Here is a 26141-nt window from a genome sequence, read left to right on the forward strand (position 1 = left end):
CTCCTAGACGGTGACGGGTTCGCGGACACGCGCGTCGAGCAGCGCATAGCAGGCGTCGATGAGGATGTTGAGGGCGAAGATGCTCAGTGCCGTCAGCAGTACCGCGGCCTGCAGGACGGCGAAATCGCGCTGCAGGATCGCGTCGATCATCAGCTTGCCGATACCGGGCCAGCCGAAGATCGCCTCGACCACCACCGCGCCGTTGATGAGGCCGACGGCCAGGTCACCGGCGACGGTCAGCGCGGGTGCGGCCGCATTGCGCAGTGCGTGGTGGGTGACGACCCGCAGATCGCTGGCTCCCTTGCTGCGGGCGAGCCGCACGTAGGGCGCCGACAGCGCGGAAACCATTGCGCCGCGGACCACTTGGGTGAGCACGCCGAGCGGCCGGATCATCAGGGTGGCCACCGGCAGGATCCAGGACAGGATGCCGCTGTCGACGCCCGAGGTGGGCAGCACGCCGAGCAGCACCGCGAACAACCAGACACCGGTGATGGCGAACCAGAAGTCGGGGATGCTCGCCGCCGTCATCGACAGCAGGCTGGAAAACCTGTCGGCCAGGGAGTTCGGCCGGTAGGCCGCCCAGCAGCCGATGATCACCGCGAGCACGATCGACAGCAGCATCGTGGTGAACGCCAACTGCAGAGTGGCCGGGAAGGCCCGCAGCGCCATCGTCGAGGCCGACTCACCGGTCCGCAGCGACGTGCCGAAGTCCAGGTGCAGAACACCTTTGAAGTAGTCGCCCAGCTGAGTGAGCACCGGCTGGTCGAACCCGTTCTTGGCCGCGAAGGCGGCGCGCTGGTCGGCGGTGGCCGACTCGGGCAGGTACAGGCTGGTGGGATCGCCGGTGAGCCGGGCCAGCAGGAAGACACCGAGCAGCACGATGATCAGCGGTAGTGCGCTGGTGTACATCCGGCGCCGGACGAAAGCGAACATGGGCTGGGCCTTCCCTGACTACTGGGCGTTGGTGCGGTCGGCGGGGGCGGCGGCCGGCGTCATCTCGGACAGGCGCATCTCGTCTCCGGTGGCGGAGTTGGGGGTGTAGGACACCCGCGGTGACTTGCCGAGGATTCCCCGCATGTGGGCGATGTAGGCGAACTGCATGATGTCCTGCGGCTCCTCGGCGAACAGCTTCGCGAACGCGTCTTGACGCTGCTGGCCGGTGAGGGCCTCGGCGGCGCGGATCTTCTTGTCGAATTCGGGCGTGCCGTAAGCGCTTTGCGGTCCGTCGCTGAGCATGTACTGGTCCATGGTGAACGCAGCGTCGCCGGCCTGGTTGCCGTGCATGATCATCAACAGGTAGGGGCCGGGATTAGAGGGGAACGGCCGCAGCTGGTACTGCAGCTGATTCGAGGTGTCCATCATTTCGATCTTGACGTTGAGGCCGATGTCGGCGAACTCGCTCTGCAGCACCTCGATGGTCTCGCTGATGTTCGGGAACTGTGCGGTGCGGCCGATCAGCCGGATCTGGCGGTCCACCGGGACACCGTCGGCCCTGGCCTCGTCGATCAGCTGCTTGGCCTTGGCCGGGTCGTGCGGCCACAGCGCGAGACTGTCGTTGTAGCCGACGACGCCGGATGGAATCAGTTGCGACGCAGGCTGACCCAAGCCGCGGAACAGCGCCTTGACGATGCCGTCCCGGTTGACGGCATAGTTGATGGCCTGCCGCACCCGCATGTCGTTGAGCGGCGCCTCGGTGGCCTGCATCCGCAGCGCGGTCGTCTCGTTGTTCTGGAATGGCACCCCGAGGTTGCCGGCTCCGTCCTCGGGGCCGAGTCCGGTGGCGATGTCGGCTTCGTCGTTGGTGATCATCGCCGCGCGCACGCTGCCCTCACTGCGCCACTGATATTCGGCGCGGGTGAAGGCGGGTTTGGGGCCCCAATACGTGTCATTGCGCTTGAGCACCAGATTCTGGCCGAAGTCCCAGTTCTCGATGGCGTACGGGCCGGTGCCGATGGGCTCCCGAACCTTTTCCTTGGTGCTGGTCGTGCGGGGCACGATCTCGACGAACGAGATGCGCAGCGGCAGAATCGGATCCGGTTCCTCGGTGCTCACCTGGAGCGTATTGGCATCCGGCGCGGACAGTTTCAGCTTCTCGTCGCCGAAGACGTAGCCGTCGACGTTGCACTGCAGATCGGAGTTCACCGCCCGGTCGATCGAGAACGCGGCGTCCTCGGCGGTGAAGGGGGCGCCGTTGGAGAACGTCACGCCGTCGCGGACTTTGAAGACCCATTGATTGGGCGACGCCTGCCGCCACTCGGTGGCCAGTAGCGGCTGCAGGTCACCGGTGTTGGGATCGCGCTCGATCAGCGGCTCGGTGATGTTCGAGCGCACCACGATGCCGGTGGATGTCAGCGAGCTCTCGCACGGCTCGAGGGTGGGTGGTTCTTGCTGCAACACGATGCGCAGGGTGTTGGCGTCGTACCCGCCGTGATGCGAGTTGGCGACGGTGCAGCCCGAGGCCACGACGGTGATTCCCGCGAGGGCGACGGCCATCGTCTGGCGTTGCCGCATCGTGCGTGGGTGCATGAGTCCTCCCAGGAGGCGGTGATGTCCACGTATGTGGATGACATCTGTGATCGCAACCACACCGTAAGGACGGCGCTCGAAAGCCGTCAACCCCGCCGAAATGCCCGAATTGAGGCACAAACGGCGGCGTCCGAGCGGCGAGGTCGCCGCCGGAAAATAGCTCTGAACTGGGCATTCGTACCGCTCGGCCCTGCGGTTATGCCGTGGCGGGTGAGGCCGCAGCGCAGAAATGCCGTTTCGGTATAAGTCCATGCAAATTCGGGGTTGGACGGGTATCTGCAGTTCGCCGTACCGTTGAGACACTATGAGCATCGACGAACACCACGGCCAGCCGCGAAATGTGTTGCAGGTCGGCCCGCTGAAACCGTCACTGGCGCAAGCACTTCAGGACCGCTACGCGGCCCGGGTGCTGCCCGACGACGCGGCCGGTCGGGCGGCGTTCCTGGCCGCCCACGGAGCCGACGTCATCGCCGTGGTGACCTCGGGCCGCACCGGGGTGGACCGGACCCTCATGGCAGACCTGCCGAACCTGGGCGCCGTCGTCAACTTCGGCGTCGGATACGACACCACCGACATCGACGCGGCCGCCGCCCGCGGGGTGTCGGTGAGCAACACCCCCGATGTGTTGACCGACTGTGTGGCCGACACCGCGGTCGGATTGATGATCGACACGCTCCGCCAGTTCTCCGCCGCCGATCGTTACGTCCGGGCCGGCCGGTGGGTCAGCGAGGGCAACTATCCGCTGACGCGTCAAGTGAGCAACACCAGGGTGGGGATCATCGGGCTAGGCCGCATCGGCAGTGCAATTGCCAAGCGGCTCACTGCGTTCGGCTGCACGATCAGCTACCACAACCGGCGGCCCGTCGACGGCGTGCCCTACACCTACTCCGCCTCCGCGGTCGAATTGGCCGGGGATATCGACGTTTTGGTGGTGGCCGCCGCGGGCGGCGCAGGCACCCGGCACCTGGTCGATCGTGACGTCATCTCGGCGTTGGGACCCGACGGCTACCTGGTGAACATCGCCAGGGGAAGCGTCATCGACGAGGTCGCGTTGGTCGAGGCACTGGCCGAGGGCCGCTTGGCGGGGGCCGGACTAGACGTGTTCGCCGACGAGCCGGCCGTCCCGGAACAACTTCTGACGATGGACAACGTCGTACTGCTGCCGCACGTGGCCAGTGGGACCGTGCAGACCCGCGCGGCGATGGAAGAACTCACGCTGCGCAACCTCGACAGCTTCCTGACCTCGGGCACCCTGGTCACCCCGGTTCCGATGCCAGCTCCGGCGAGCTGATCAGCCGCTGCGGTCCACCACTTCGTCGACCAGATCATCGGTGGTCCATTCCCGCTGCGGCAGAACGTCTTTGAGGAAGCGCAGCAGCGCCGGATTGGAACTGTCGCTGCGCCACACCGCGTCGAGTTCGACGGGACGCTCCCGGAACGAGCCGATGGACCGGAACGCGACGCCCTCGGGATGCAGGGTGGCCGCCGAGGCGGGCACCAGTGCGATCCCGATCCCGGAACGGACCAGCACCAACATCGTGTGAACCTGCGTCACGAACTGGACGTAGCGCGGGGTTGCGCCGGCGATGGTGAACGTGGAGATCAGCAGGTCGTTGAAATAGCGGGCCTGCACCGGCGAATACATGATGACGTCTTCGCCGTCGAGGTCATTCAGCGTGAGCTGGCGGCCGAGCTGAGCCAACGGATGTGCCTCGGGCAGAGCGGCGATCAGCTGCTCGTGCAGCAGCGGCCGGGACACCAGTCCGGGACGTTTGAGCGGTGGCCGCGCCATCCCGAGGTCGAGCTCGCCGGTCATCAGACCCTCGATCTGCGCGGCGGTGACCATCTCGCGCAGGTCGAGTTTGACGTCGGGCAGCTTCTTTCTGGCCTGCTCGAGCAGGCGCGGCAGCACGGCGTGCGCGGATGCCGCGGTGAAGCCGACGACGACGGTACCCAGGTCGCCGGAGGGGATCCGCTTGACGGTCTGGGCCGCGCCCTCGGCGAGCTGCAGGATGCGTCGCGCGTCGGGAAGGAAGGCGAGGCCGGCCGGGGTGAGCGTGACGGTGCGTGTGGTGCGGTCGATGAGCTGCACGCCCAGCTCGCTTTCCAGCTGCTGGACCTGCCTGCTCAACGGAGGCTGGGTCATGTGCAGGCGCTCGGCGGCCCGGCCGAAGTGCAGTTCCTCGGCGACGGCGACGAAACACGACAACCGGGCCAACGAGAACATCGATGCACTCCTGGAATCATTGGGTGCGCTACGCGCGCCCAGTGTGCATCAGTGTAGGCGCTACCAGCGCGGACTCAGCGCCTCGAAGCCGGGATCGACCGTCTTCATATAGCCGGTGTCGTCCCGGTCGCGGATGCCGCAGCGCAGGTACTGCTCGTGCAGGGCGGCCAGCGCCTCGTCGTCGAGCTCCACCCCGAGGCCCGGTGTGGTGGGCACCGGGACGGCGCCGTCGACGAACGTCAACGCGCCCGGCCGAACCACGTCCTCGGTCTTCCACGGCCAGTGCGTGTCGCAGGCGTAGCTCAGGTTGGGGACCGCCCCGGCGAGGTGGACCATCGCGGCCAGGCTGATGCCCAGGTGCGAGTTCGAGTGCATCGACAGCCCGAGGCCGAAGTTCTCGCAGATGCCGGCCAGCAGCCGTGATCGCTGCAGCCCGCCCCAGTAGTGGTGATCCGAGAGTACGACGCCGACCGACTGTTTGGCGACCGCCTCGGCGAGCTGGTCGAAGGCGACGACACACATGTTGGTGGCCAACGGCATCGGAGCCTGGGCTGCGACATCGGCCATCCCGTCCAGGCCCGGGGTGGGATCCTCGAGGTATTCCAGGACTCCGGCCAGACCGGTGGCCACTTTGACCGAAGTCTGTGGCGTCCAGGCGGCGTTGGGGTCCAGCCGCAGCGGATGGTCGGGGAACGCCGCGTGCAGGGCCTCGATGGCCGCCATCTCCTCCTCGGGAGGGAAGACACCACCCTTCAGTTTGATTGCGGTGAAACCATATTCGTCGATGATGCGGCGGGCCTGGTCCACGATCCCGTCCGGGTCCAGCGCCTCGCCGAACCGATCGGGCGCCTCCCCCGGGTGGCCCGCCCACTTGTAGAACAGGTAGGCACTGAACGGAACGGTATCGCGGACCGCGCCGCCCAGCAGATCGCTGACCGGCCTGCCCGCCGCATGGCCCTGGATGTCGAGGCAGGCCACCTCGAACGGGGACAGCACTTGGTCGACGGCGCTGGCCGTGGTGATCATCCCGGCCGTGCCGATGGCCCGCGAGTCGCCGTGCAGGCGTTCAGCGATCGCGGCACGAATCTGGTTCAGTGCGAACACATCCTGGCCGGTGATCGCCGCGGCGGCGGCCTCCAGCCGGGCGAGATGGGTTGCGTCGGCGTAGGTCTCGCCCAGCCCGACGAGACCCGCGTCGGTGTCGAGCTGGATGATCGCGCGAAGGGCGTACGGCTGGTGCACGCCGACGGTGTTCAGCAGTGGAGGATCGGCGAAGGTGACCGGCGTGATACGGGCCCCGGTGATGCGAATCCGGTTGCGCGCCATGGCCTAGACCGCCTCGGTGAGGGCCCCGGCCAGCGCGGCGCGGCCCGCGGCGATGATCGATCGCAACTCGGCGACGTCGGTGCCGCTGGGCATGATCAACGGTGCGCGCACCGGCCCGGCCGGGATGCCTGCCATGGCCACGCCCGCCTTGACCAGCGATACGGCGTATCCGGGCACGGTGTCGCGCAGTCGGACCAACGGATGGAAGAAGTCCCGCAACAGCGCGTCGACGAGTGCGTCGTTGCCGCTCTCCAGTGCGTCGTAGAAGGCCAGTGCCACATCGGGTGCGAAGGCGAAGGCGGCCGACGAATACAGCGGCACTCCGATCGCCCGGTACGCCTGCTGGGTGGTCTCGGCGGTCGGCAGGCCGTTGAAGAACAGGAAGGGCTTGCCGGTGGGGGCCAGTGCGTCGGTCACCGCCCGCACGATGCGCGCGACGCGGTCCAGGTCACCTGTGCCGTCCTTGAAGCCGACCACATTCGGGATCTGGGCGACGGTCACTGCGGATGCCTCGGTGTATCGGGCGTTGGTGCGGTTGTAGACGATCACCGGCAGATCGGTGGCCGACGCGACCTCGGCGGTGTAGGCGATCAGCCCCTCCTGCGGCATCTCGACGAGGTACGGCGGCAGCAGCAGCAGTCCGTCGGCGCCGGCGTCCTTGGCGGCCTTGGCGAACAGCTTGGCCTGGGCGACGGAGCCGCCCGCACCGGCGTAGACCGGGACACGGCCGGCGACCGATTCGACGGCGGTGCGGACGATCGCGGCGAACTCCTGCGGTTCGAGAGCGTGGAATTCGCCTGTGCCGCAGGCGATGAACACACCGCCCGCACCGGCGTCGACGCCGGCGGCGACGTGCCGTGCCAGTGCGGCGAGGTCTGGCTCACCGTGTTGGGTGAAGGGGGTGACGGGGAAGAACAGAACTCCACCGAACGTGGGGTGCATGGCGAATGGCTCCTTGGTGAGTGGGATGGGTCAGTTCTGCTGAAGCCGGCCGTCGATACGCCGCCACAGGTGGTCAGGGTTGCCGTCGGCGATTGCGCTGGGCAGCAACGATTTCGGTACGTCCTGATAGCAGACGGGCCGCAGGAATCGTTCGATCGCGCGTGAGCCGACCGACGTGCTGCGCGAATCCGAGGTCGCGGGGTACGGGCCACCGTGGACCATGGCGTGGCCGACCTCGACGCCGGTGGGCCATCCGTTGAACAGGATGCGTCCGGCCTTGAGCTCGAGCAGTGGGATCAGGTCGCGTGCGTCGTCGTAGTCGGACGGCTCGGCGTGCACCGTCGCGGTGAGCTGGCCCTCGATGTTCTCGGCCACGGCGCGCATCTCGGCGGCGTCCCGGCACCGGATCACGAGGCTGGCCGCCCCGAACACCTCGGCCTGCAGCGTCTCCGACGCGAGCAGGCTGCGAGCGTCGGTGGTGAACAGTGCTGCCTGGCAGCTGGTTTGGCTGTCGCTACCCTGACCGGAACCCACGAGTTCGGCCTCGCCGGTCAGTGCAGCGACGCCGTTCGCATAGCTCTGGGCGATACCAGGGGTGAGCATCGGAGCGGCCGGGCTGTCCGCCAGTGCATCGCGAGCTGCCGCGAGGAATGCGTCCAGTCCGTTCCCGTCGACGGCGATGACGAGGCCCGGGTTCGTGCACAACTGCCCGGATCCGGTCGTCAGCGATGTGACGAAGGCGCGGCCGAGATCCGCCGCGCGGTGCGTCAGCGCTCCGTCGAGCAGGAACACCGGATTGATGGAACTCATTTCGGCATAGACCGGGATCGGCTCGGGCCGTCCGGCCGCGGCCTCGACCAAAGCCAGACCGCCGGAACGTGATCCGGTGAATCCGACGGCTTTGATGCGGGGGTCGGTGACCAGTGCGATCCCGAGGTCCGGGCCGGATCCGAAGAGCAGCGAGAAGGTTCCGGCCGGCAATCCCGCCGCGGCGACGGCGTCGGTGATGGCGCGACCGACGAGTTCCGAGGTGCCCGGATGCGCGTCGTGGGCCTTGACGATGACGGGGCATCCGGCGGCCAGCGCCGAGGCGGTGTCGCCGCCGGCGACGGAGAAGGCCAGCGGGAAATTACTGGCCGCGAACACCGCGACGGGGCCGAGCGGGATAGCGCGCTGCCGAAGATCGGGCCGGGGCAACGGGGTCCGGTCGGGGAGCGCGGGATCGATGCGGGCGCCGTTCCAGCTGCCTTCGCGCAGCAGCGCGGCGAACAGTCGCAGCTGACCCGTGGTTCGGGCGACCTCCCCGGTGATGCGGGCCTGGGGGAGTCCGGTCTCGGCCATGGCGCGAGCGATGATGTCGTCGCGGATCAGTTCGATATTGCCGGCGATGGTGTCGAGGAACTGCGCCCGCTGTTCGGCGGTCGTCGCGCGATAGGCGGCGAAGGCCGCGAGTGCGGCGGCGCACGCGGCGTTGACGTGCGAGCGGTCACCGTGGCGGTAGGTGGGCTGCAGCGGTTGTCCGGCGCTCGGGTCGAAGGCGGTGATCTGCGTGCCGGTGCCGTGCACCGGGTCGCCGGCGATCAGCATCTGTCCCGTCAGCGCGACGGTCTGCGGCATGGTTGCTGTCATGGTTTCCTCGGCGATTGTCGGGTGGTCTACAGCAACCGTAGGAAACTAGATCCATGCTTGTCCAAGTCCAATTAGGACACTAATGATGCAGTACTTGGATTAATGCCGGCCTCGCGTAGCTGGCGGACCATGCCTCGTCCCGCCGTCTCTCTGAGCAGCAGGACGCTGACCAGACTCACCACCGCGAACCCGGTCATCATCGCGGTGACCGCCCCGGTGCCGTAGGAGGACACCAGCATCGGCGAGAGCACCGGCGGCAGCGCGCCACCGAGAATGCCCCCGATGTTGTACGAGAAGCCGGCGCCGCTGTAGCGGTAGCGGGTCGCGAAGGTCTCCGGGATGAAGGCGGCCAGCGGCCCCATCATGATTCCGATGATGGCGTAGGTGCCGATGATCGCGAGGCCGTAGCGGACCGGATCACCGGATTGGATCATCGGGAACAGGATCAGTGTCCATGGCAGGGCCAGCGCGCCGCCGACGGCCAGGATGCGACGGCGGCCATAGGTGTCACTGAGCATTGCCGACGCGGCGACGAAGACCAGCGAGCACAGGCCGCCGGCCACGCCGACGAGCAGGATCAGATCCTCGTCGTAATGCAGGTGTGTGGCAGCGTAATTCGGGAAGTAGGTGCCCACCTGGAACGCCAGCATGAACAAGCCCATGACCGCGCCGGCCGCCAACACCATCTCGCGGCCCTGATGCCGCATTGCCTGGGCGATCGGGACACCGGCGGGCCCGTCGGCGGCCGATTCGGCGAACACCGAGCTCTCCTCGACGTGTAGCCGGATGTACATCGCGACGGCCAGCAGGACGGCGCTCAGCAGGAACGGGATGCGCCAACCCCATTGGAAGAACGCCGATTCCGCCTCGCCGAAGGCTCCGTGCACCCCGAGGAACACCAGATTCCCGAGGACCAGCGCGGTGCCGAGGCCCAGCTGGGTGAACATGCAGAAGTAGCCACGCCGTCCCTGCGGTGCCTGCTCGGCACTCATCAGCGCGGCGCCGGCCCACTCGCCGCCCACGGCGAAGCCTTGCAGCAGACGCATGCTGATGAGCAGCAGCGGTGCGGCGATGCCGATGGTGTCGGTACTCGGGATCAGGCCGACGCCGATGCTGCACGCGCCCATGATCACCAGCGTGAACACCAGGACGTTCTTGCGCCCGATGCGATCGCCGAAGTGGCCGAACACCGCGGCCCCGAGCGGTCGCGACAGGAAGGCTGCCGCGAAGGTGCCCAACGAGGCGATCGTGGCCATCAGCGGGCTCAGGTGCGGGAAGAAGACGATCGGGAACACCAGCGCGGCGGCGGTGCCGTAGATGAAGAAGTCGTAGTACTCGATCGCCGAGCCGACGTAGCTGGCGAGTGCGACGCGGCCTGCGCGGGCGCGGCCTGCCTGGAGTGTTTCCATGCCGCAATCGTCGCCACCTGCAGATGGTGGGGGTATCCGCCAGCTAGTTGATCTTTGTGGTTGACACCCGCTGTCCGCCGATCGGTGGGCAGCAGGTGGAATGCCTCGCCTAGCCGTCGTGGCCCATCGCCAGTAGCTCGTCGACTGTAGAGGCGTTGCCGGGCACCGAAGCCGCCATCATGATCGTGTGCGCTCGGTGCGGATCTGTGGCGGCGGGCACGACCAGCAGGACTACCTTCCTGCCGCCGAGTCCCTGAATCTCAACAGTGTTGCTCGGCTGGCGCTGGTAGCCGCCAAGCCGGACGAATCGTCCGCCGATCGGCATCTTGCCAACCGCCTTCACCCACTCCGTCATCTTGTACAGGACGTAGCTGATGGGGCCGAGGCGAACCGACAACACGGCGAGCAGGTCTGGCACCTCGGCCTCGAGGTTGTCACTGTGCGGCCACCACGCCCCGTCGACGCGACCTGTCAGGGGGCCTTTTGGCTTCAACCGTAAGCGGGGCGTGTGTTGCGGTGGCGGCTCTTTCCAACCGACTGCTGGGCGAACTTCTGACTGCGTCATGCGACGCTCCTGTCTGCGGCCGTGAACCCGGCCAAGCGCGCCGACGGGCACCCGATCTGAAGTCGTGTGCGAAATAGCGTCGACACGTTGAGACTACGCGCATTCGCGCTGAAATGTCACGTCGCAGACGGGTATTGGCTGGCGGGATCGAAAGATGTTTCGCGCCAGCGACTTTCAAGGACAGGTGGAGAGTCGTTCAGCGATGCTTGCTGTTCAACACGTTGTCGGTCGGAGCTCCATCGGATTTGGCGCGCTTTTCGGCGCGTTTCTCTTTCAGGGACTTGCCGGCCTTCTTCGTCATTGATTGGCGAGGGGATTTGTCTGCCATGAGAGGCCCTTCGATAAGGGGCCTGTCGATGGTCCCGGTGCCAGTGACTGTACGCGCGGATAGCCAACGGGAAGCGGGCAGTGGCAAAAGTGATGTCAAAGTATAGTTGCGTAAATGGCGGAGTCAGATCAGGTCGGTGCTGACGACGCGAATCTGCGCGCGGGTATCGGTGATCTGGCGGGTCTGGTCGCGGGCAGTCGGTCTCTGTCCGAATCGCTCACGGAAATCGCAGGATTCGCCGTGCGGGCGATACCGGGGGCCGACGGTGTCGGGGTGGCGTTGTTTAGGGCCACGCCGGAAGACAAGGTGGAGGCATTGTCGGCCAGTGCCCCCGTCATCGAGGAAATCGAGCAGATCCAGTACGTCGTCCTCCGGGAGGGGCCCGCGCTCAGTGCGGTGCTGGAACGCCGGCCGGCCCTGTCCGATTCGTTGGGCGGTGAACGGCGCTGGCCTCGATTCGGTCCTCGGGTGGGGCGACTCGGTGTACACAGCGTGCTCGCTTTGCCGCTGGAGGTGGCAGACAGGGTTGTCGGCGCAATCAGTGTGTACGCCCACGGCAAAAGTGCTTTCGATGAGGATGCTGTTGAGCTGGGCACGATGTTCGCCAGGCCGGCCGCGGTCGCCGTGCACAACGCGCAGGTTCTTGCGCACGCGCAGGTGCTGACCGCGCGCTTGCAGGCTGCGCTTCTGACGAGGCCAGTGATCGATCAGGCGATTGGTCTCATCCGTGGGCGTACCGGACGTAGTACCGAGGACGCACTGAGTCATCTGCGGACGATCAGTCAAACCGAGCAACGCAAGCTCGTCGACGTGGCTCAGGCCCTGATCGATGAATCGGTGCGCCGCGCCCGCGCCCGCGCGTCCACTGGTCCCGGGGTGTAACGTGGGTGAGGTTGGTAACACAGCCAGTCCGGAATAAGACAGCCGTCCGCCGCTGAACTTGCCGAGCAATCGCTCATGCCGGACACGTCGGTGACAACCGCTAGGCGGATCACCCTTGAATTTCTTGTCCGTACTTCCTTCCCTGACGCCCAATGTTGTTCCATATCAGGGTGTTTCCCGCGCGCCGACAATTGCAATCCTCGGTACTTATCCGCCGACACTATGTGGGCTGGCAACGTTCAGCGCCGCGCTGTCCGAAGGGCTGCGCGTCGACGGTGCTCGTGTCGACGTGGTTCGAGTCGCCGACGGATCGCCGGGTGACGGTGCCGGGGTCGTCGTCGGAGAGCTGGTCAACGGCTCGCCGACATCGGTGGCGGGCGCCATCGAGATTCTGAATCGATCTGACGTTGTCATCGTGCAACACGAGTACGGCATCTACGGCGGGCCCGACGGCGACGAAATTGTCGACATCGTCCGAGGGATACGGGTGCCGTCGATCGTTGTTGCTCACACGGTGCCCAAAGCGCCTACGTCGCAACAGCGTTGGGTGTTGGAGACGCTTGCGGCAGAGGCTGATCAGGTTGTCGTGATGACCGTTGCCGCGCATGCGCGGCTCAGCCAGGGCTACGATATTGACCGTCGAAAGGTCACCACGATCCCGCACGGGGCCACCGTGGCAGCCCAGGTCCAGGTGAAGCGTTCGGGCCGCCCCACCGTGTTGACCTGGGGTCTGTTGGGGCCGGGTAAGGGCATTGAGCGAGTCATCGACGTGATGGCGTCGCTCAGTGAGCTTCCCGGGCGCCCCCGGTACCTGGTTGCCGGCCGCACGCATCCAAAAGTCCTGGCCACCGACGGAGAGAGCTACCGGGAAGCGCTTCTGGACCGGGCGAAGTCCCTGGGCATTGCAGACTCGGTGAGCTTCGACTCGTCTTACCGTGATGGCCCTGCGCTCGCTGCGATGGTGCAGTCAGCCTCGGTGGTGGTCTTGCCGTACGACTCCGCAGACCAGATCACCTCCGGTGTCCTCGTCGACGCGATCGCCAATGGACGTCCCGTCGTGGCAACCGCCTTCCCGCACGCTGTCGAGCTGCTCGGCGACGGTACCGGGATCGTTGTGTCGCATGATGATACGGATGCGCTGAGATCCGCCCTGCACATGGTGCTGACCCAGCCACGCCTTTCCGGGCACATGGCGGCGAGGGCCCGGCTTCTGGCGCCGACGATGGCTTGGCCGGTAGTCGCCAAGGACTATCTGCTGCTGGCACAACGGCTGTGTGCAAAGAGGTCGGCCCTGGTATGAGCGACGAATTACCGATTCCCGTCTTCGAGCATCTGCTCCGGATGACGGATCACCGTGGAACCTTCGAACACGGATGCCTGGACCAGCCACGGCCCGAGCACGGCTACTGCACCGACGACATGGCCCGGGTGCTCGTCGTCGCCGCTCGTGAGCCCGACGCGATTGGTGAGGTCAATCGTCTGGCCGGTGTCGCGCTGCGGTTCCTGGGTGACGCGCAGGCCCTCACCGGCGCTTGCCGGAACCGGATGAACGTCGCGGGAAACTGGATGGACGATCCGAGCCTGGACGACTGCTGGGGCAGATGCTTGTGGGGACTCGGGACCGCGGTGGCACGCAGCGACGTTGTCTGGGTGCGCAAGTCAGCGCTCATTCAGTTCGAACGGGCCGCGCAGGTGCGCTCGCCATGGCCGCGCGCAATGTCATTCGCGGCGCTGGGTGCCGCCGAAGTCCTTGCGGCACATCCTGACCATCGCGGTGCCCGCAAACTGATCACCGACTATGCGATTTCCGTACCCACGCCCAACGGTGATCCCGATTGGCCGTGGCCCGAGCCCCGGCTTAGTTATGCCAATGCGGTGCTCGCCGAGGCGATCATCGCCACGGGAGTCGCGCTGGAGGCGCCGAAGCTCTGGCAGCGGGGGCTGGACTTACTGGGCTGGCTTCTGGACCACGAAACCTCAGGCGATCACTTGTCTCCGACCCCGGTCGGGGGAAGGGGGCCGGGTGACACCGGTCCCGCATTCGACCAGCAGCCGATCGAAGTTTCGAGCCTCGCCGACGCGTGTGCTCGAGCTGCCGCCGTCGACCCCGCCGCGAGATGGGTCGATGGAGTGCGTATGGCCGCATCCTGGTTCTCCGGCGCTAACGACACCGGCCAGTTGATGTGGGATCCGGAGACCGGCGGCGGTTTTGACGGGTTGCAGGCCGAGGGCGTCAACCGCAATCAGGGTGCGGAGTCGACACTGGCCGTTATTTCGACATTGCAGCATGCGCGGCGAATATCGTTGCTACAGAGATGACGTCAACGAAATCCGGCCTCGTCACTCGCGTCCCGGTCCGCTTGGCGGCCGATCCGTCACGCGTCATCACCCGACTCTTTGTGCCCGGGCAGGAAGGATTCGAACAGCAGGATTCGCGGGCGGGAGCTGTTCTGGCTCGCATCCTCGCGCTGAGCGAAGCCGAAGTGCTGCGCTCGTTGGACGATGTCATTGACCGATTCGACAGCCGACACCGCAATCTCGGCGATACCTTTCGTCGGCATGCGCGTGAGCTCGCCGACCGGCTGCGCCCTGACGCGCGAGTATCTGATGCCCGAATGTTGCTTCTGGGCGCCACGTTCACGTCCGAGTATGCGATCGAGGGGGCGGCTCTGTGCAATCCCAGCATGGTGCCGCACTGGGACCAGACCGGGACGGCTGCGGGCAGTCTGCGGTTCGTGATGAGCGTGCGAGGCATCGGTGAAGGTCACCGGTCCTCGATCGGGTTTCGGACCGGCGTGATCGATGAGTCTGGATGCCCAAGAGTCGATCATCCGACAGCGCTGGCTACCGTCGGGGCGACCTCACCGACGCTGCTCGACGCCGCCGTCTTCCGCGCCGAGCTCGGCCGGCACGATGACGCGGGGGAGGCGGCCAACTACGTCCTCGAGGCACTCGGTGAGCGTTTCAGCAGAGCCGACCTGGAGCGTCGACTGGCGGAACTCCAAGCCAATGTGAGCACGCGTGGACGGGCGCTCGAGACCATTTCCGATATCCGCGTCGTCGCCGACAGGAGTTACGCTGTCGAATTTCCTTGCCGGATAACGATTTCTGAACGAGTTCTGTGGCCCGCAACCGAGGCCGAGTCGGTCGGCATGGAAGACGCTCGCTTCGTTCGCTTCGCCGACGACGACGGCGCGACAACCTTCTATGCCACCTACACTGCCTACAGCGGGTCGCGCATCAGCCAGCAGCTGATGAAAACTACCGACTTCCGGTCATTCACGTCGACTCCGATGGTTGGACGCGCCGCGGCGAACAAGGGCCTGGCACTGTTTCCGCGCCGGATCAACGGCCGATACGCCGCTCTGTCGAGGGCTGATCGCGAGTCGAATTCGATCACGTACTCTGATCGTCCGTACCTGTGGACGGACACGCAACCATTGCAGGGCTCGGTTGAACCCTGGGAAGTGTTGCAACTGGGCAACTGCGGGTCACCAATCGAGACTGATGCCGGATGGTTGGTGCTTACTCACGGGGTCGGTCCGATGCGTACCTACCGGATCGGTGTACTGCTGCTCGACCTCGAGGACCCGACGAAAGTCGTCGGCCGCCTGCGCGAGCCCCTGCTGAGCCCTGCCGCCGACGAGCAGAATGGGTACGTACCCAATGTGGTCTACTCCTGCGGCGCACTCGTGCACGCTGACACCTTGGTGCTGCCCTACGGGATTGGTGACGCGATGATCGGTTTCGCCACCGTTCCGCTGCGCGAGCTGCTCTCGGCGCTGAGCGAATGAAGCGCGAAGTGAGCGCGAAACTCGACATCGAGATCACCGGCCCGACCACGTTGGAGTTCCAGATCGCTGTTGCGCCGCATCCGGGCGCGTCGGTGTCGGAGGAGTTGTCGTTCGTCTTGAACGGATCCCCGATTCCGGCGCTGGAGATCAGCGGCACACACGGTAACCGCATTCACAAGCTCGACGTTGCGGTCGGCAGCTTGAAGGTCAACTACGAGGCGACGATCACCGGCCGGACCGGCCCCGCGCCGGTGACCGAGTACGACCTGTCGATGTACCTGCGTCCGAGTCGATACGCCGAGGCGGACAAGTTCTTTGGCTTCGCGGCAACGGAATTCGGTAGCTTCCTCGACTCGGAAGAGCTGTTGGAGAAGGTGTCGCTTTGGGTGGGCACCCGGTTGAATTACGTTCCTGGCTCCAGTGATCCGATCGATGGAGCGGTGGATACGTTGCTGGCCGGCGCCGGGGTGTGCCGCGACTTCGCGCATCTGGTGGTCGCACTTCTGCGGGCGGTCAACGTGCCGGCCCGCGTCGTATCGGTGTACGCGCCGGGTCTGTACCCGATGGACTTCCATGCGGTGGCCGAGGCCTATGTGGACGGGCAGTGGCGAGTGGTCGACGGAACTCTTCTGGCGCCGCGGCAGTCGCTGGTGCGGATTGCCACGGGTCGCGATGCCGCGGACACCGCGTTCCTGGACAACCACAAGGGCGCCATCGCACTGCAATCGCTGGAGGTCATGGCGATTGCCGTCGGTGATCTGCCCCGAGACTCCATCGACCAACTGGTGTCGATCGGGTGAGCCGGCCTAGAGCCGGAACATCTCCCGCGACATCGTCGCCTGCTCGACAAAGCTGGCCCGCTGCGGCGGGTAATGCCGTCTCTTGTCCTGTGGTTCGGACTCTTCCTGCGCGAAGGCGGGGGCCCGCAGCCACGCCGCGACGCGGCTCAGGAAGCGTGCCGGCGACAGACCGCCGGTTCCGATGGCGACCATCACCGCACCTTCGCCCAGGCCGTGATCTGCGTGGGCATCATGATGCTGGCCTTCGCGGCGGACACTTCCCGTTGTAGCAGCGGCAGCATCTCGTCGGGTGCGGGCACGTCCGCCGTCAGCCCGAGCCCGTCGGCGATCGGGTACACCAGCCGCCAGATCTCGACGGCGTAGGTCAGCAGGTCGATGTCGTCGGCGCCGCCCATCGGCGCCCCGACCGCCATGCGAGGGATGCCCAGCCCGGCCTGCTGGAACAGTGCCCCCAGCTTGGGCCCGAACGAGATGTCCAGCCCCAGCGATTCGAACGACCGCGCGACCGCGTCGGTGACCGCGCGGAAGAGCGGAATCTCGGGATAGCTGCGCACCGACGCGATGTCGTTCTCGGCGAAGGCGACCACGCCGCCCGGCCGGACCAGTCCCGCGAGCTGACGCAGCGCGGCAACCGGGTCGGGCAGATGCATCAGGATCAGCCGCCCGATGACGGCGTCGACCGGTTCCTCCAGCACCAGCTCGTCGAGCGACACTTGGGTGAACGACACGTTGGTCCAGCCCTGTTCGTCGGCGCGCGAGCGGGCCAGGTGTACGACGTCGGCGGCGTCGACGCCGTGGACCGAACCCGTCGGTCCGACGAGTTCGGCGGCCAGGAACGACACGTCACCGGGGCCGGAGCCGACATCGAGGACCCGCATCCCGGGTTTGAGGCCCGCCATCAGCAACGCGTGTTTGGTGTCGGCCCGGTACACCCTGCCCTGGAGCAGTAGCCGGCGTACCTCGCTGTCCTCGTGTCCGAGCGTGTAGGTGGTGCTCATGGAAATGGTCCTCCGTTCGCTTGACCCCTCCGCGCTAGACTAAATCGTCTAGACGTAGTGGTCTAGACGATGTGGTCTAGGCCACATAAATTGGACGATGTGGTCTAGTCCACTCGGTCTAGTGGTCGGCGAAACCGCCCTATAGTGGAAAAGCCCACCTCAACGGCGCATATCGAAGGCGGTACGAATGACAACCCAGGAAGCGGTCCTCCCGCACAAGGAGCGGCTGCTGCGCGCTGGGATCAAGTTGTTCTACGAGAACGGCTTCCACGGGACGACGATCGATGCGGTCTTGGCCGAGGCCGGCGTTCCGAAGGGGTCGTTCTATCACCACTTCGGATCCAAGGACGCGTTCGCCCAGGCCGTGCTGAACCGCTACATCCAATTCCAGGGCCAGCTGTTCACCACGTGGTTCGCCAGGACGGACCTGTCCACCGTCGAGCAGCTGACCGGCTACTTCAAAGACATGTCGCAGATCTTCATCAAGTCGGGTTTTCAGACCGCGTGCCTGACGGGAAAGTTCTCCACCGAGGTGGGCGCGACGTCCGACTACTTCCGGCCGCAGCTGGCCACGCAGATCGGGATGTGGAAGTCGCAGCTCTCGACGCTGCTCACGGCGGGCCAGGACCGCGGCGACATTCGCCGGGACCGTCCCAGCGAGGACCTCGCCGACGCGGTGCTGGCGCTGATTCAGGGCGCGTTCGTGCTGACTCTGTCGACACGTGACGAGCGCACGCTCACCACGGTCTGCGCGACGATCAAAGAGCTCGTCGAACCCCAGAACTGAGATGGCCGGCGGCCGGGCGCGCCAGCGGGTATAGGGTTCGAGTAATCCGTTCGCGCTCAGCAGTCGTCGCAGTCCGCGGATCGGCCCGCCGATCTGAGGACCACGTTCATGGACTTTTTCGATTCCACTTTCTGCCCGGCCTTGTCGTGAACGGGATGCGCGGACCGCGCCGTACCGCCAGCCCAATTCGACTCACCCTCAATCGCTCGCTTGGTGGCGACATCGACGGGGCGTGGTGGCCGCGAACCGGGTCGTTGGCCAGTGAGCTTCCCGATCTCATCGACGCGCTGCACGCGCCGCTCGGCGAGATCGTCGACATCAACATCAACTGGTCGGCGACCGCGCCTGCCCCGGTGCTGGATGCCCATTTCGCAACCGCAATGCGCAGCATGGGCTGGAACGACGAGCGTCAGCGGATCATGGTCGTCGTCGGCCGAAGCGAGTGCGCCCGGTTGCTGGTCATTCCGCAAACGACGACGCAGGCGCTCGGCTGGATGGTCATGCGGCAAGCCGCCGCCTTACTGGCTCTCGACGAGGGCATCGACGTGCCCGAGTACGCCGTCGCGGACCGGGTGATCCAGGCGGCACGGGCTCAGAGCGCATCCTCGGCGGCTCGTACGATGCGCTCGCCCACCATCGACGTGGTGGAAGACTGACCAAAAGCCAAGGGCTGGTACGGCATTGCCGTACCAGCCCTTGCTGTGGTCTTGGGTTCGATCAGACCGCGGAGACGCGCGTCGCCTGGGGGCCCTTGGGTCCCTGTCCAACTTCGAACTGAACTCGCTGGTTCTCCTCGAGCGACTTGTAGCCGCTGCCCTGGATTTCCGAGTAGTGCACGAACAGATCCTGCTCGCCACTGTCAGGAGCGATGAAGCCGAAGCCCTTTTCGCCGTTGAACCATTTCACAGTTCCCTGTGCCATCTATCTTTTCTTCTCTCATTCAGTTGGATGCCGGAGGCATCCGTTGCTCGAACCGGCGGGCCCGCCGGAACGAAATCTACTTGGCGCCCACAGGGCGCGGGCGGCGGGAGCGCCGGCGCCCGGGCTGGCCAACGTGAGCACCTTGGCCACTGTGGCCGGGCTGACCGCCGCCACTATTGCCACCTCGGGTGCGACGCTGGGCGGGGGAGCGGCGCGGCTGCTGCTGCTGCGGAGCGGGTGCAGCCGGCGGTGCCTGGTAGGGAGCGACCTCGCCGACCAATGCCTGCACCGACTCCGAATCAGCCGAAACCTGTTGCGGCGTGGCCTTGATACCGGCCTTGCGCAGCAAGACCTGGGTGTCGCGGCGCTGCTCGGGCAGTACCACGGTCACCACGTCGCCGGCCCGTCCCGCTCGCGCGGTGCGACCCGAACGGTGCAGATACGCCTTGTGCTCGGCGGGCGGATCGATGTGCACGACCAGCTCCACATCGTCGACGTGGACACCGCGCGCGGCGATGTCGGTGGCGACCAGCACTCGCGCGGTACCAGCCGCGAACGCGGCCAGGTTGCGATCGCGCGCCGGCTGAGAAAGGTTGCCGTGCAAGTCAACTGACGGGATGCCCGCCTGAGTGAGCTGCTTGGCCAGTTTGCGGGCGTGATGTTTGGTGCGCAGGAACAGGATCCGCCGCCCGGTACCGGAGGCCAGGGTGTGCACCAGGTCCTTCTTGGCGTCGGCGCTGGCCACGTGGAACACGTGATGGGTCATCGCGTCCACCGGCGACTGGTCGGAGTCGACGGCATGCGATACCTGATTGCGCAGGAACCGGCTGACCAGCTTGTCGACACCGTTGTCCAGCGTCGCCGAGAACAGCAGACGCTGCCCACCGGCCGGAGTGGCCGCGAGGATCCGGGTGACGCCGGGCAGGAAGCCCAGGTCGGCCATGTGGTCGGCCTCGTCGATCACGGTGATCTCGACGGCGTCGAGGGTGATCAGTCGCTGGCGCATCAGGTCTTCAAGGCGGCCGGGGCAGGCGACGACGATGTCCACGCCGCCCTGCAGGGCCTTGACCTGCTTGTTCTGCGGTACGCCGCCGAAGATGGTGGTGACGCGCAGCCCGGACGCCTCAGCCAGCGGCTGCAGCGTCGCGGTGATCTGGGTCGCCAGCTCACGGGTGGGCGCCAGCACCAGGCCCGACGGCCGTGACGGACGGCGGGTGGTGCCGGTCAGGCGGCTGACCAGCGGAATGGAAAACGCCAGCGTCTTGCCGCTGCCGGTCTTGCCGCGGCCCAGCACATCGCGGCCGGCCAGGGTGTCCGGCAGGGTCGAAACCTGGATCGGGAAGGGAGAGGTAATGCCGTTGTCGGACAGGGCGCGCACCAGCGGTGCGGGCACGCCAAGGTCCGCAAACGATTGTTCGGTTTTCATGGTGCCTTTCGGGCATCGGGTGTGTGGCGAGATTGCCGGTGGGCAAAATCGATCGCCGCGAGACTGTGTGCTTGGGGGCACTACATCAGCTGACTCGGTTTCCGGATTCCGGAAGTGCCGGTGAAGTGAAGGTGTTCCACGACGCGGTTGACGACTTCATCGTGACGCCAACGTTGCGACCAGCATAGCAGCACCCGGTAGGCATAAATCCCGCGCATGCGGGTATGCCGCGCGTCACAACGATGCCGCCGAAAGGTGCCAACCGGGATGACTGCATTGCGGACGGGCGAGGGTCTCACCGATGTGGTGGTGACCGCGTTGACATCGACCACGGCGCTCGGCCCCGACGCCGAGGACACCTGGCAGCAAATACTGCAGGGCGGCAGCGGGATTCGTCAGCTCGACAAATGGTTCGTGCGCGAATGTGACTCGCCGGTGCGCATCGGCGGTGCGCTGCGCGAAGACTTCGATCACCACCTCAATCGCGTCGAGCTTCGCCGGCTGTCCTATCTGGGCAAGATGGGCACGGTGCTGGGACGCCGGCTCTGGGGCAACGCCGACTCGCCCGACATCGACACCGGCCGGCTTCTCGTCTCGATCGGACTTGCGCTGGGCAGCACCGAGGAGATCGCGGTGCAGTACGGCGCGTTTCAAGCGCGCGGACTGCGCGCGATGTCGCCGCTGGCGATCCAGATGTACATGCCCAACGCCGCGGCCGCCGCGGTCGGGCTGGAACGTAAAGCCAAAGCGGGGGTGATCGCGCCGTTGATGTCTGACGCGTCCGGCGCTGCCGCGATCGCCCAGGCGTGGCGGCACATCGTGATGGGTGAGGCCGATATCGCGATCTGCGGTGCCGTCGAATCGTGGGTCGAGCCGGTACCCGTGGCTGCCTTCGACGGACTCGGCATCATGTCGACCAACAACGACGACCCCGCCGGGGCATGCCGGCCGTTCGATCGGCACCGCGACGGCATGGTGCTCGGCGAGGGCGGCGCGCTGATGCTCATCGAAACCGAGGACCATGCAAAGGCGCGCGGCGCACCCATCCTCGCTCGCCTCATGGGTGCATCGACCAACTCCGACGCCTACGACCACGTCCAGTCCGATCCCACGGGCGAAACCGCCGGTGCGGCCATCGCCCGCGCGATCGAGCTGGCCGGGCTTCGACCGTCTGATATCGATCACGTGAACGCGCACGCCACCGGGACGACCCTCGGTGATCTCGCCGAGGCCCGTGCCATCCGGCGTGCTTTCCAGGGGCATCAGCCGGCGGTGTACGCACCCAAAGCCGTGCTCGGACATTCGCTGGGTGCCGCGGGTGCGGTAGAAGCGGTGCTCACCGTGCAGGCGTTGCGCGACGGCGTTCTCCCTGCCACCCGCAACGTCGATGATCTCGATCCCGAGATCGACCTCGACGTGGTCATCGGCCGGCCCCGCCGAGCCAACTACCAGTACGCGATCAGTAACTCCCTCGGCCTCGGCGGCAACAACGTGGTGTTGACGTTCGGGGCCGCCTGATCAGCCTTTCACCAGGGTGAACTGCCCGACCTCGGATACCCCTCGGTTGAAGAAGTCCGAGCACCCGACGAGATAGCGCATGTAGCGGTCGTAGACCTCTTGCGATGTCACGGCGATAGCTCGGTCGCGGGCGCCTTCCAATCGTTGTGCCCAAATGTCCAGCGTGCGTACATAATGCGGGGTCAGGTAGTCGAGATGTTCGACCGAAAAGCCGGCCTTCTGGGCGAATTCGACAACGTCCTCGTCGCACGGCACCGCGCCGCCCGGAAAGATCTCCTTGGCGATGAACCGCATGAACTTCAAATCGCTCATCACGATGGGGATGCCCAGATCAGGCCAGCGTTTGAGCGGATGACCCATGATGGTCTGCAGCACCATCCGACCGTCGACAGGCATGATGCGGTGGCATGTGTCGAAGAATGCCGCATACCGGTCTTTCGGAAACGCCTCGAATGCTTCGATACTCACGATGCGGTCGACCGGCTGGTCGAATTCTTCCCAGCCGCGCAACAGGATTCGCCGCGACCGGTCGGTGTCTACGGCGTCGAGTAGTTGCTGACCCAGCGCGCGCTGATTGCGGCTCAACGTCAGTCCGAGTGCGTTCGTATCAAGCCGTTGCACCGCCCGTTTCATCGCTGATCCCCAACCGCAGCCGATGTCGAGCAGCGTCATGCCAGGTTGCAGATCCAATTTGTCCAGTGCCAGATCGATTTTCGCGAGCTGGGCCTCTTCCAGCGACATATCGTCGCGCTCGAAGTACGCGCAGCTATACGTCCGAGACGGGTCCTGGAACAGTCCGAAGAATTCGTTCGAGATGTCGTAATGCGCCTGGACGTCCTCGTATGCCGGCGTCAACTGTGTTGAATCCGAACTACTTTCCGTTACCAACGGATGACCCCCAGGCTAGCTAGCTGCCTTTTCGCACGTGAACTGACATATGTCGGTGTAGCCGGTCCGGAACAGATCCGCACATCCCGTCAAATATTTGTAAAAGCGCTCGTAGATCGCTTCGGACGTGATCGCGATGGCCTGGTCCCGATTCGCTTCGAGATTGGCCGCCCAGGTGTCCAACGTGCGGGCGTAGTGCGGTTGCAGATGCTGCTCACGCGTCACCTGGTAACCCGCGTTGACGGCGTGTTGGCGGACCATCGAAGCCAGCGGCAACCGGCCGCCGGGATAGATCTCGTCCATGATGAACTTGATGAAGCGCACTCGAGACATGGTCAACGGCAAGCCCTTGGCTTTGATCTCTTCGTCCTCGGGAATGATGATCGTGTGTAGCAACATCACCCCGTCGTCGGGCATCCAGCTGAGGGTTTTCTTGAAGTAGTCGTCGTACTTGTTGAAGCCGAAATGCTCGAAGGCGCCGATCGACACGATCCGGTCGGCCTTGCCGTCGAACTCTTCCCACGGCTGCAAGCGAACTTCCATGCTGCGATGGGTGTCGATGTTCGGGAACCGGTTCTGCTCAATGTGCTGTTTCTGGTTCTCCGACAGCGTCAGCCCGATGACGTTCACGTCGTACTTCTCGACCGCGCGCTGGATGGTCGACCCCCAGCCGCAGCCGATGTCGAGCAACGTCATCCCAGGCTTCAGACCCAGCTTGCCCAGCGAGAGGTCGACCTTGGCCATCTGCGCTTCCTGGAGAGACATATCGTCGCGCTCGAAATATGCGCAACTGTAGGTCTGCGTCGGGTCCTGCCAGAGCTTGAAGAACTCGTTGGAGATGTCGTAGTGGAACTGGACCTCTGCCTGATCGGAGCCGCGCGTTTGCGACGCCGACTTGGACAGCCACAACGACTCTGCCTTCGACATCCGACGCGGTTACCCGCTGACGCTGATCTCAATCGCCCTGGCGGCCGTCTACCGTGAGCGACGTGGCCGAGGCTGATCGCGTGCGCTGGGACGAGAAGTACGCGGGCAAATCTGGCGGTTCACCCCGCCTGCCCGAAGTCTTCGCGCCGTACGTCAATGAGATGCCGATGACGGGCAATGTGCTGGATCTGGCGTGCGGCGCCGGCGCGGCTGCGGTCTGGCTGGCCGAGCGCGGCCTGGCCGTGTGGGGTGTCGACGTGTCCACCGTCGCGATCGAGCAGGCGCAAGAATTGGCGCACCGCCACGGCGTCGGCGACCGTTGCCGGTTCTCGGTCGCCGATCTGGACGACGGCCTGCCGCCGGGGCCGGCGGTCGAGATGGTCCTGTGCCACCGCTTTCGTGACCCGCGGCTGTACCCGGCGATCGTGGACCGGTTGACGCCGGGCGGTCTGCTGGCGATCACCGTGCTCAGCGAGGTCGGCGCCGAGCCAGGGTTTTTCCGGGCCACGGCAGGGGAACTCGACGTCGCGTTCGCAGATCTGCACACGCTCGCCACAGGCGAGGGCGACGGTCAGGCGTGGCTGCTGGCCAGGGTGAAAGGGGACCGGTCGTGACCGAGCCGTCGTTGATGTTCCCCGGCCGCTTCAACGGCCCACCCGGAAGCGCCAACGGCGGGTACGCCTGCGGTGTGATCGCCGGGCGCATCCCGGCAGACCTGGTCGAGGTGACGCTGCTTCGCCCGCCCCCTCTTGATACGGAGTTACTGGTCGAGGAGACGGGGCCGACGTATGAGGTGCACCCGCCGGGTGGGGAGGTCGTGGCGGTGGCCAAGCCTGTCGACGAGCCCGTCGAGGTGCTGCCGCCGGTGCTGGACATTCCCGCTGACGCTGAGCACGCGTTGGCCGACGCCAGCCATCCGTTCCGGAGCTGCTTCACCTGCGGCCCCGACCGCGAGCCCGGCGACGGGCTGCGAATCTTCGTCAAACGCCTTGCCGGACAGTCGATCCTGGCCGACCAGTGGACGCCCGACGAATCGCTGGCCGACGACGCCGGTGCCGTGCGACCCGAGATCGTCTGGGCGGCACTGGATTGCCCGGGCGGGTGGGCGGCGTTCAACCGCATCCCGGGCGGCGTCGCGGTGCTCGGCCGGATGACCGCCCACATCGAACGGGTACCGCGGGCGGGCGAACCGTGCGTGGTGGTCGCGACCTCGGACTGGCATGAGGGCCGCAAGATCGGCGCGCACTCCGCGCTCTACACCGCCGACGGTGACCTGCTGGCCGCAGCCCGCGCGGTCTGGATCGACTCGACCGCCTAGCGGAGCTTCACCATTCGAGTCGTCGAACTCTCGTCAAGCTCCACCACATCGGTGCGCGACCGCAAGAAGTCGCTGAACGACTTGAACCCCAACGACTTCTCCGAGAACGACGGGTCCATCCGCTTCATCTGCGCCTTCACCGCCGAATTGTGCAACCACTCGGCGTCTTCCTTCTCCAGGCCGATCTGCAGCGCCCGTTTCAGCAGCGCGGTGGCCGCGGTCTGCGGGTCGGGCGGCTCCGGCTCGGTGGACTTCGCGCGTTTCGTCCGCTTGGCCGGCGCGTCGGCTGTCGACGGCTCGAATACCGGCACCCCGGGCAGCGCGTCGTAGATGACGAACTCGTCGCAGGCCGCCGCCAGTGACCGGCTCGACGAGCCGGCCACTCCGATGCCGACGACATAGCGGCCCAACCGTTTGCACCGCTGCGCCAGCGGGATGTAGTCGGAGTCGCCGGCGACGATCACCACGTGGGTGAGGTCGGGCAGCCGGAACATGTCCTCGACGGCGTCCACCGCCAGCCGGATGTCGGCGGCGTTTTTGCCGTAGGCCGCCGCGGGGAACAGCTGCACCAGATCCACCGCCCTACCCACCAGTTGTTCGCGGTATTCGGCGTTCACGTCAGCCGACCAGTCGGCATACGCGCGGGTGAGTACCACCGTCCCGAACGACGAGGCGAAGTCCAGGACCGCGCCGACGTCGACACGCGCGCGGGTGAGCTTGGCCGCCTCCAGTCCCTTGGCCTTGTCGCGCTGAAAAGAGTTGCGGCCGTTGACCTGGTCGTAGCGCGAGATGACGATGTTGTCGAAGTCGAGGTACACCGCGACGCGGGTCGCACCGGGATCGGTCATGTGCTCGAGTCTTGTCCATGTTGTGACGCGGCACGCCCCTTTGCCCGAACGCGACCGTCCGCCATGCCGTCTATGCTTCAGG

27 protein-coding genes are annotated in these 26141 nt (G+C 66.0%); 11 read left to right on the top strand and 16 right to left on the bottom strand.

Going from position 1 to position 26141, the window contains the following annotated elements; genetic code table 11:
• Nucleotides 1-3: 3 nt before the first annotated feature.
• Both EV580_RS28735 and EV580_RS28740 read right to left on the bottom strand, forming a co-directional pair.
• Nucleotides 4-933, bottom strand: coding sequence for an ABC transporter permease (locus EV580_RS28735; protein ID WP_133695779.1), 930 nt, complete (start codon nt 931-933; stop codon nt 4-6).
• A gap of 18 nt (nt 934-951) precedes the next feature.
• Nucleotides 952-2511: an ABC transporter substrate-binding protein gene (locus EV580_RS28740; protein ID WP_166654943.1), complete on the bottom strand. Its 1560-nt coding sequence runs from the start codon at nt 2509-2511 to the stop codon at nt 952-954.
• A gap of 319 nt (nt 2512-2830) precedes the next feature.
• On the opposite strand from EV580_RS28740, the gene EV580_RS28745 reads away from it, so the two are divergent.
• Nucleotides 2831-3817: a 2-hydroxyacid dehydrogenase gene (locus EV580_RS28745; RefSeq protein WP_133695782.1), complete on the top strand. Its 987-nt coding sequence runs from the start codon at nt 2831-2833 to the stop codon at nt 3815-3817.
• Here EV580_RS28745 and EV580_RS28750 read toward each other — a convergent pair whose 3' ends face one another.
• From EV580_RS28750 to EV580_RS34365, 7 genes are all read right to left on the bottom strand, one after another.
• On the bottom strand, nt 3818-4753 hold the full coding sequence (locus tag EV580_RS28750) for a LysR family transcriptional regulator (RefSeq protein WP_133695784.1): 936 nt from the start codon (nt 4751-4753) through the stop codon (nt 3818-3820).
• A 60-nt stretch (nt 4754-4813) separates the two neighbouring features.
• Nucleotides 4814-6079, bottom strand: coding sequence for a glucarate dehydratase family protein (locus EV580_RS28755; protein WP_133695786.1), 1266 nt, complete (start codon nt 6077-6079; stop codon nt 4814-4816).
• A gap of 3 nt (nt 6080-6082) precedes the next feature.
• Nucleotides 6083-7021, bottom strand: a complete 939-nt coding sequence (locus tag EV580_RS28760) for a 5-dehydro-4-deoxyglucarate dehydratase (RefSeq protein ID WP_133695787.1) — start codon at nt 7019-7021, stop codon at nt 6083-6085.
• A 30-nt stretch (nt 7022-7051) separates the two neighbouring features.
• Nucleotides 7052-8650: an aldehyde dehydrogenase (NADP(+)) gene (locus tag EV580_RS28765; RefSeq protein WP_133695789.1), complete on the bottom strand. Its 1599-nt coding sequence runs from the start codon at nt 8648-8650 to the stop codon at nt 7052-7054.
• A gap of 71 nt (nt 8651-8721) precedes the next feature.
• Complete coding sequence (locus EV580_RS28770) at nt 8722-10059, bottom strand: MFS transporter (RefSeq protein ID WP_133695791.1); 1338 nt, start codon at nt 10057-10059, stop codon at nt 8722-8724.
• A 109-nt stretch (nt 10060-10168) separates the two neighbouring features.
• Nucleotides 10169-10624 carry a DUF5994 family protein gene (locus EV580_RS28775; RefSeq protein ID WP_133695792.1) on the bottom strand — a complete coding sequence of 152 codons (456 nt, stop codon included), beginning with the start codon at nt 10622-10624 and terminating at the stop codon, nt 10169-10171.
• Nucleotides 10625-10820: 196 nt separating this feature from the next.
• Entirely contained in the window at nt 10821-10952 is a 132-nt protein-coding gene (locus EV580_RS34365) for a hypothetical protein (RefSeq protein WP_133695794.1), read from the bottom strand.
• Nucleotides 10953-11066: 114 nt separating this feature from the next.
• On the opposite strand from EV580_RS34365, the gene EV580_RS28785 reads away from it, so the two are divergent.
• The 5 genes from EV580_RS28785 to EV580_RS28805 all read left to right on the top strand — a co-directional run bounded on the left by EV580_RS28785 (nt 11067) and on the right by EV580_RS28805 (nt 16428).
• A complete protein-coding gene (locus EV580_RS28785; RefSeq protein ID WP_133695796.1) occupies nt 11067-11834 on the top strand; it encodes a GAF and ANTAR domain-containing protein in 768 nt (255 codons plus the stop codon).
• A 142-nt stretch (nt 11835-11976) separates the two neighbouring features.
• Entirely contained in the window at nt 11977-13134 is a 1158-nt protein-coding gene (locus EV580_RS28790; RefSeq protein WP_286171911.1) for a glycosyltransferase, read from the top strand.
• On the top strand, nt 13131-14153 hold the full coding sequence (locus EV580_RS28795) for a glycosyltransferase (protein WP_133695799.1): 1023 nt from the start codon (nt 13131-13133) through the stop codon (nt 14151-14153). Before EV580_RS28790 ends, EV580_RS28795 begins: the two co-directional genes overlap by 4 nt.
• Nucleotides 14150-15628 carry a glycoside hydrolase family 130 protein gene (locus EV580_RS28800; RefSeq protein WP_133695801.1) on the top strand — a complete coding sequence of 493 codons (1479 nt, stop codon included), beginning with the start codon at nt 14150-14152 and terminating at the stop codon, nt 15626-15628. Before EV580_RS28795 ends, EV580_RS28800 begins: the two co-directional genes overlap by 4 nt.
• Nucleotides 15625-16428: a transglutaminase-like domain-containing protein gene (locus tag EV580_RS28805; RefSeq protein WP_183507834.1), complete on the top strand. Its 804-nt coding sequence runs from the start codon at nt 15625-15627 to the stop codon at nt 16426-16428. The genes EV580_RS28800 and EV580_RS28805 overlap by 4 nt, the downstream gene beginning before the upstream one ends.
• Nucleotides 16429-16434: 6 nt before the next feature.
• Here EV580_RS28805 and EV580_RS28810 read toward each other — a convergent pair whose 3' ends face one another.
• Together EV580_RS28810 and EV580_RS28815 are read right to left on the bottom strand one after the other, a co-directional pair.
• Nucleotides 16435-16620, bottom strand: coding sequence for a hypothetical protein (locus tag EV580_RS28810; protein ID WP_133695804.1), 186 nt, complete (start codon nt 16618-16620; stop codon nt 16435-16437).
• Nucleotides 16620-17426 carry a class I SAM-dependent methyltransferase gene (locus EV580_RS28815; protein ID WP_133695806.1) on the bottom strand — a complete coding sequence of 269 codons (807 nt, stop codon included), beginning with the start codon at nt 17424-17426 and terminating at the stop codon, nt 16620-16622. Before EV580_RS28815 ends, EV580_RS28810 begins: the two co-directional genes overlap by 1 nt.
• Nucleotides 17427-17613: 187 nt before the next feature.
• On the opposite strand from EV580_RS28815, the gene EV580_RS28820 reads away from it, so the two are divergent.
• Together EV580_RS28820 and EV580_RS28825 are read left to right on the top strand one after the other, a co-directional pair.
• Nucleotides 17614-18213 (top strand): TetR/AcrR family transcriptional regulator, encoded by a 600-nt coding sequence (locus EV580_RS28820; protein WP_133695808.1) that lies wholly within the window; start codon nt 17614-17616, stop codon nt 18211-18213.
• 155 nt (nt 18214-18368) lie between these two features.
• Nucleotides 18369-18869: a DUF5994 family protein gene (locus tag EV580_RS28825; protein WP_221218612.1), complete on the top strand. Its 501-nt coding sequence runs from the start codon at nt 18369-18371 to the stop codon at nt 18867-18869.
• A 61-nt stretch (nt 18870-18930) separates the two neighbouring features.
• Here EV580_RS28825 and EV580_RS28830 read toward each other — a convergent pair whose 3' ends face one another.
• Nucleotides 18931-19134: a cold-shock protein gene (locus EV580_RS28830; protein ID WP_071947580.1), complete on the bottom strand. Its 204-nt coding sequence runs from the start codon at nt 19132-19134 to the stop codon at nt 18931-18933.
• Between the two features lie 76 nt (nt 19135-19210).
• Nucleotides 19211-20560, bottom strand: a complete 1350-nt coding sequence (locus EV580_RS28835) for a DEAD/DEAH box helicase (protein WP_133695812.1) — start codon at nt 20558-20560, stop codon at nt 19211-19213.
• Between the two features lie 267 nt (nt 20561-20827).
• Between EV580_RS28835 and EV580_RS28840 the strand changes: the two genes are divergently transcribed.
• The gene (locus EV580_RS28840; protein ID WP_133695813.1) at nt 20828-22078 is read left to right on the top strand and encodes a KasA/KasB family beta-ketoacyl-ACP synthase; all 1251 of its coding nucleotides are present in this window, start codon (nt 20828-20830) and stop codon (nt 22076-22078) included.
• On the opposite strand, the gene EV580_RS28845 is transcribed toward EV580_RS28840, so the two are convergent.
• Nucleotides 22079-22933, bottom strand: coding sequence for a cyclopropane mycolic acid synthase family methyltransferase (locus tag EV580_RS28845; protein WP_133695815.1), 855 nt, complete (start codon nt 22931-22933; stop codon nt 22079-22081).
• Between the two features lie 48 nt (nt 22934-22981).
• The gene (locus EV580_RS28850; protein WP_133695817.1) at nt 22982-23893 is read right to left on the bottom strand and encodes a cyclopropane mycolic acid synthase family methyltransferase; all 912 of its coding nucleotides are present in this window, start codon (nt 23891-23893) and stop codon (nt 22982-22984) included.
• A 62-nt stretch (nt 23894-23955) separates the two neighbouring features.
• On the opposite strand from EV580_RS28850, the gene EV580_RS28855 reads away from it, so the two are divergent.
• Together EV580_RS28855 and EV580_RS28860 are read left to right on the top strand one after the other, a co-directional pair.
• Nucleotides 23956-24507, top strand: a complete 552-nt coding sequence (locus EV580_RS28855) for an SAM-dependent methyltransferase (protein WP_133695818.1) — start codon at nt 23956-23958, stop codon at nt 24505-24507.
• On the top strand, nt 24504-25211 hold the full coding sequence (locus EV580_RS28860) for a hotdog fold domain-containing protein (protein ID WP_133695820.1): 708 nt from the start codon (nt 24504-24506) through the stop codon (nt 25209-25211). The genes EV580_RS28855 and EV580_RS28860 overlap by 4 nt, the downstream gene beginning before the upstream one ends.
• Here EV580_RS28860 and EV580_RS28865 read toward each other — a convergent pair.
• Complete coding sequence (locus EV580_RS28865; protein ID WP_133695822.1) at nt 25208-26059, bottom strand: NYN domain-containing protein; 852 nt, start codon at nt 26057-26059, stop codon at nt 25208-25210. The genes EV580_RS28860 and EV580_RS28865 overlap by 4 nt on opposite strands.
• Nucleotides 26060-26141 lie beyond the last annotated feature (82 nt).

The organism is Mycobacterium sp. BK086 (assembly GCA_004362315.1).
In the GTDB taxonomy this organism is placed as follows: Bacteria; Actinomycetota; Actinomycetes; order Mycobacteriales; family Mycobacteriaceae; genus Mycobacterium.

Excerpts from the sequence above, each read along its gene's own strand:
- EV580_RS28735 (WP_133695779.1), bottom strand. The coding sequence starts at position 933 with ATGTTCGCTTTCGTCCGGCGCCGGATGTACACCAGCGCACTACCGCTG.
- EV580_RS28740 (WP_166654943.1), bottom strand. The coding sequence starts at position 2,511 with ATGCGGCAACGCCAGACGATGGCCGTCGCCCTCGCGGGAATCACCGTC.
- EV580_RS28745 (WP_133695782.1), top strand. The coding sequence starts at position 2,831 with ATGAGCATCGACGAACACCACGGCCAGCCGCGAAATGTGTTGCAGGTC.
- EV580_RS28750 (WP_133695784.1), bottom strand. The coding sequence starts at position 4,753 with ATGTTCTCGTTGGCCCGGTTGTCGTGTTTCGTCGCCGTCGCCGAGGAA.
- EV580_RS28755 (WP_133695786.1), bottom strand. The coding sequence starts at position 6,079 with ATGGCGCGCAACCGGATTCGCATCACCGGGGCCCGTATCACGCCGGTC.
- EV580_RS28760 (WP_133695787.1), bottom strand. The coding sequence starts at position 7,021 with ATGCACCCCACGTTCGGTGGAGTTCTGTTCTTCCCCGTCACCCCCTTC.
- EV580_RS28765 (WP_133695789.1), bottom strand. The coding sequence starts at position 8,650 with ATGACAGCAACCATGCCGCAGACCGTCGCGCTGACGGGACAGATGCTG.
- EV580_RS28770 (WP_133695791.1), bottom strand. The coding sequence starts at position 10,059 with ATGGAAACACTCCAGGCAGGCCGCGCCCGCGCAGGCCGCGTCGCACTC.
- EV580_RS28775 (WP_133695792.1), bottom strand. The coding sequence starts at position 10,624 with ATGACGCAGTCAGAAGTTCGCCCAGCAGTCGGTTGGAAAGAGCCGCCA.
- EV580_RS34365 (WP_133695794.1), bottom strand. The coding sequence starts at position 10,952 with ATGGCAGACAAATCCCCTCGCCAATCAATGACGAAGAAGGCCGGCAAG.
- EV580_RS28785 (WP_133695796.1), top strand. The coding sequence starts at position 11,067 with ATGGCGGAGTCAGATCAGGTCGGTGCTGACGACGCGAATCTGCGCGCG.
- EV580_RS28795 (WP_133695799.1), top strand. The coding sequence starts at position 13,131 with ATGAGCGACGAATTACCGATTCCCGTCTTCGAGCATCTGCTCCGGATG.
- EV580_RS28800 (WP_133695801.1), top strand. The coding sequence starts at position 14,150 with ATGACGTCAACGAAATCCGGCCTCGTCACTCGCGTCCCGGTCCGCTTG.
- EV580_RS28805 (WP_183507834.1), top strand. The coding sequence starts at position 15,625 with ATGAAGCGCGAAGTGAGCGCGAAACTCGACATCGAGATCACCGGCCCG.
- EV580_RS28810 (WP_133695804.1), bottom strand. The coding sequence starts at position 16,620 with ATGGTCGCCATCGGAACCGGCGGTCTGTCGCCGGCACGCTTCCTGAGC.
- EV580_RS28815 (WP_133695806.1), bottom strand. The coding sequence starts at position 17,426 with ATGAGCACCACCTACACGCTCGGACACGAGGACAGCGAGGTACGCCGG.
- EV580_RS28820 (WP_133695808.1), top strand. The coding sequence starts at position 17,614 with ATGACAACCCAGGAAGCGGTCCTCCCGCACAAGGAGCGGCTGCTGCGC.
- EV580_RS28825 (WP_221218612.1), top strand. The coding sequence starts at position 18,369 with ATGCGCGGACCGCGCCGTACCGCCAGCCCAATTCGACTCACCCTCAAT.
- EV580_RS28830 (WP_071947580.1), bottom strand. The coding sequence starts at position 19,134 with ATGGCACAGGGAACTGTGAAATGGTTCAACGGCGAAAAGGGCTTCGGC.
- EV580_RS28835 (WP_133695812.1), bottom strand. The coding sequence starts at position 20,560 with ATGAAAACCGAACAATCGTTTGCGGACCTTGGCGTGCCCGCACCGCTG.
- EV580_RS28840 (WP_133695813.1), top strand. The coding sequence starts at position 20,828 with ATGACTGCATTGCGGACGGGCGAGGGTCTCACCGATGTGGTGGTGACC.
- EV580_RS28850 (WP_133695817.1), bottom strand. The coding sequence starts at position 23,893 with ATGTCGAAGGCAGAGTCGTTGTGGCTGTCCAAGTCGGCGTCGCAAACG.
- EV580_RS28865 (WP_133695822.1), bottom strand. The coding sequence starts at position 26,059 with ATGACCGATCCCGGTGCGACCCGCGTCGCGGTGTACCTCGACTTCGAC.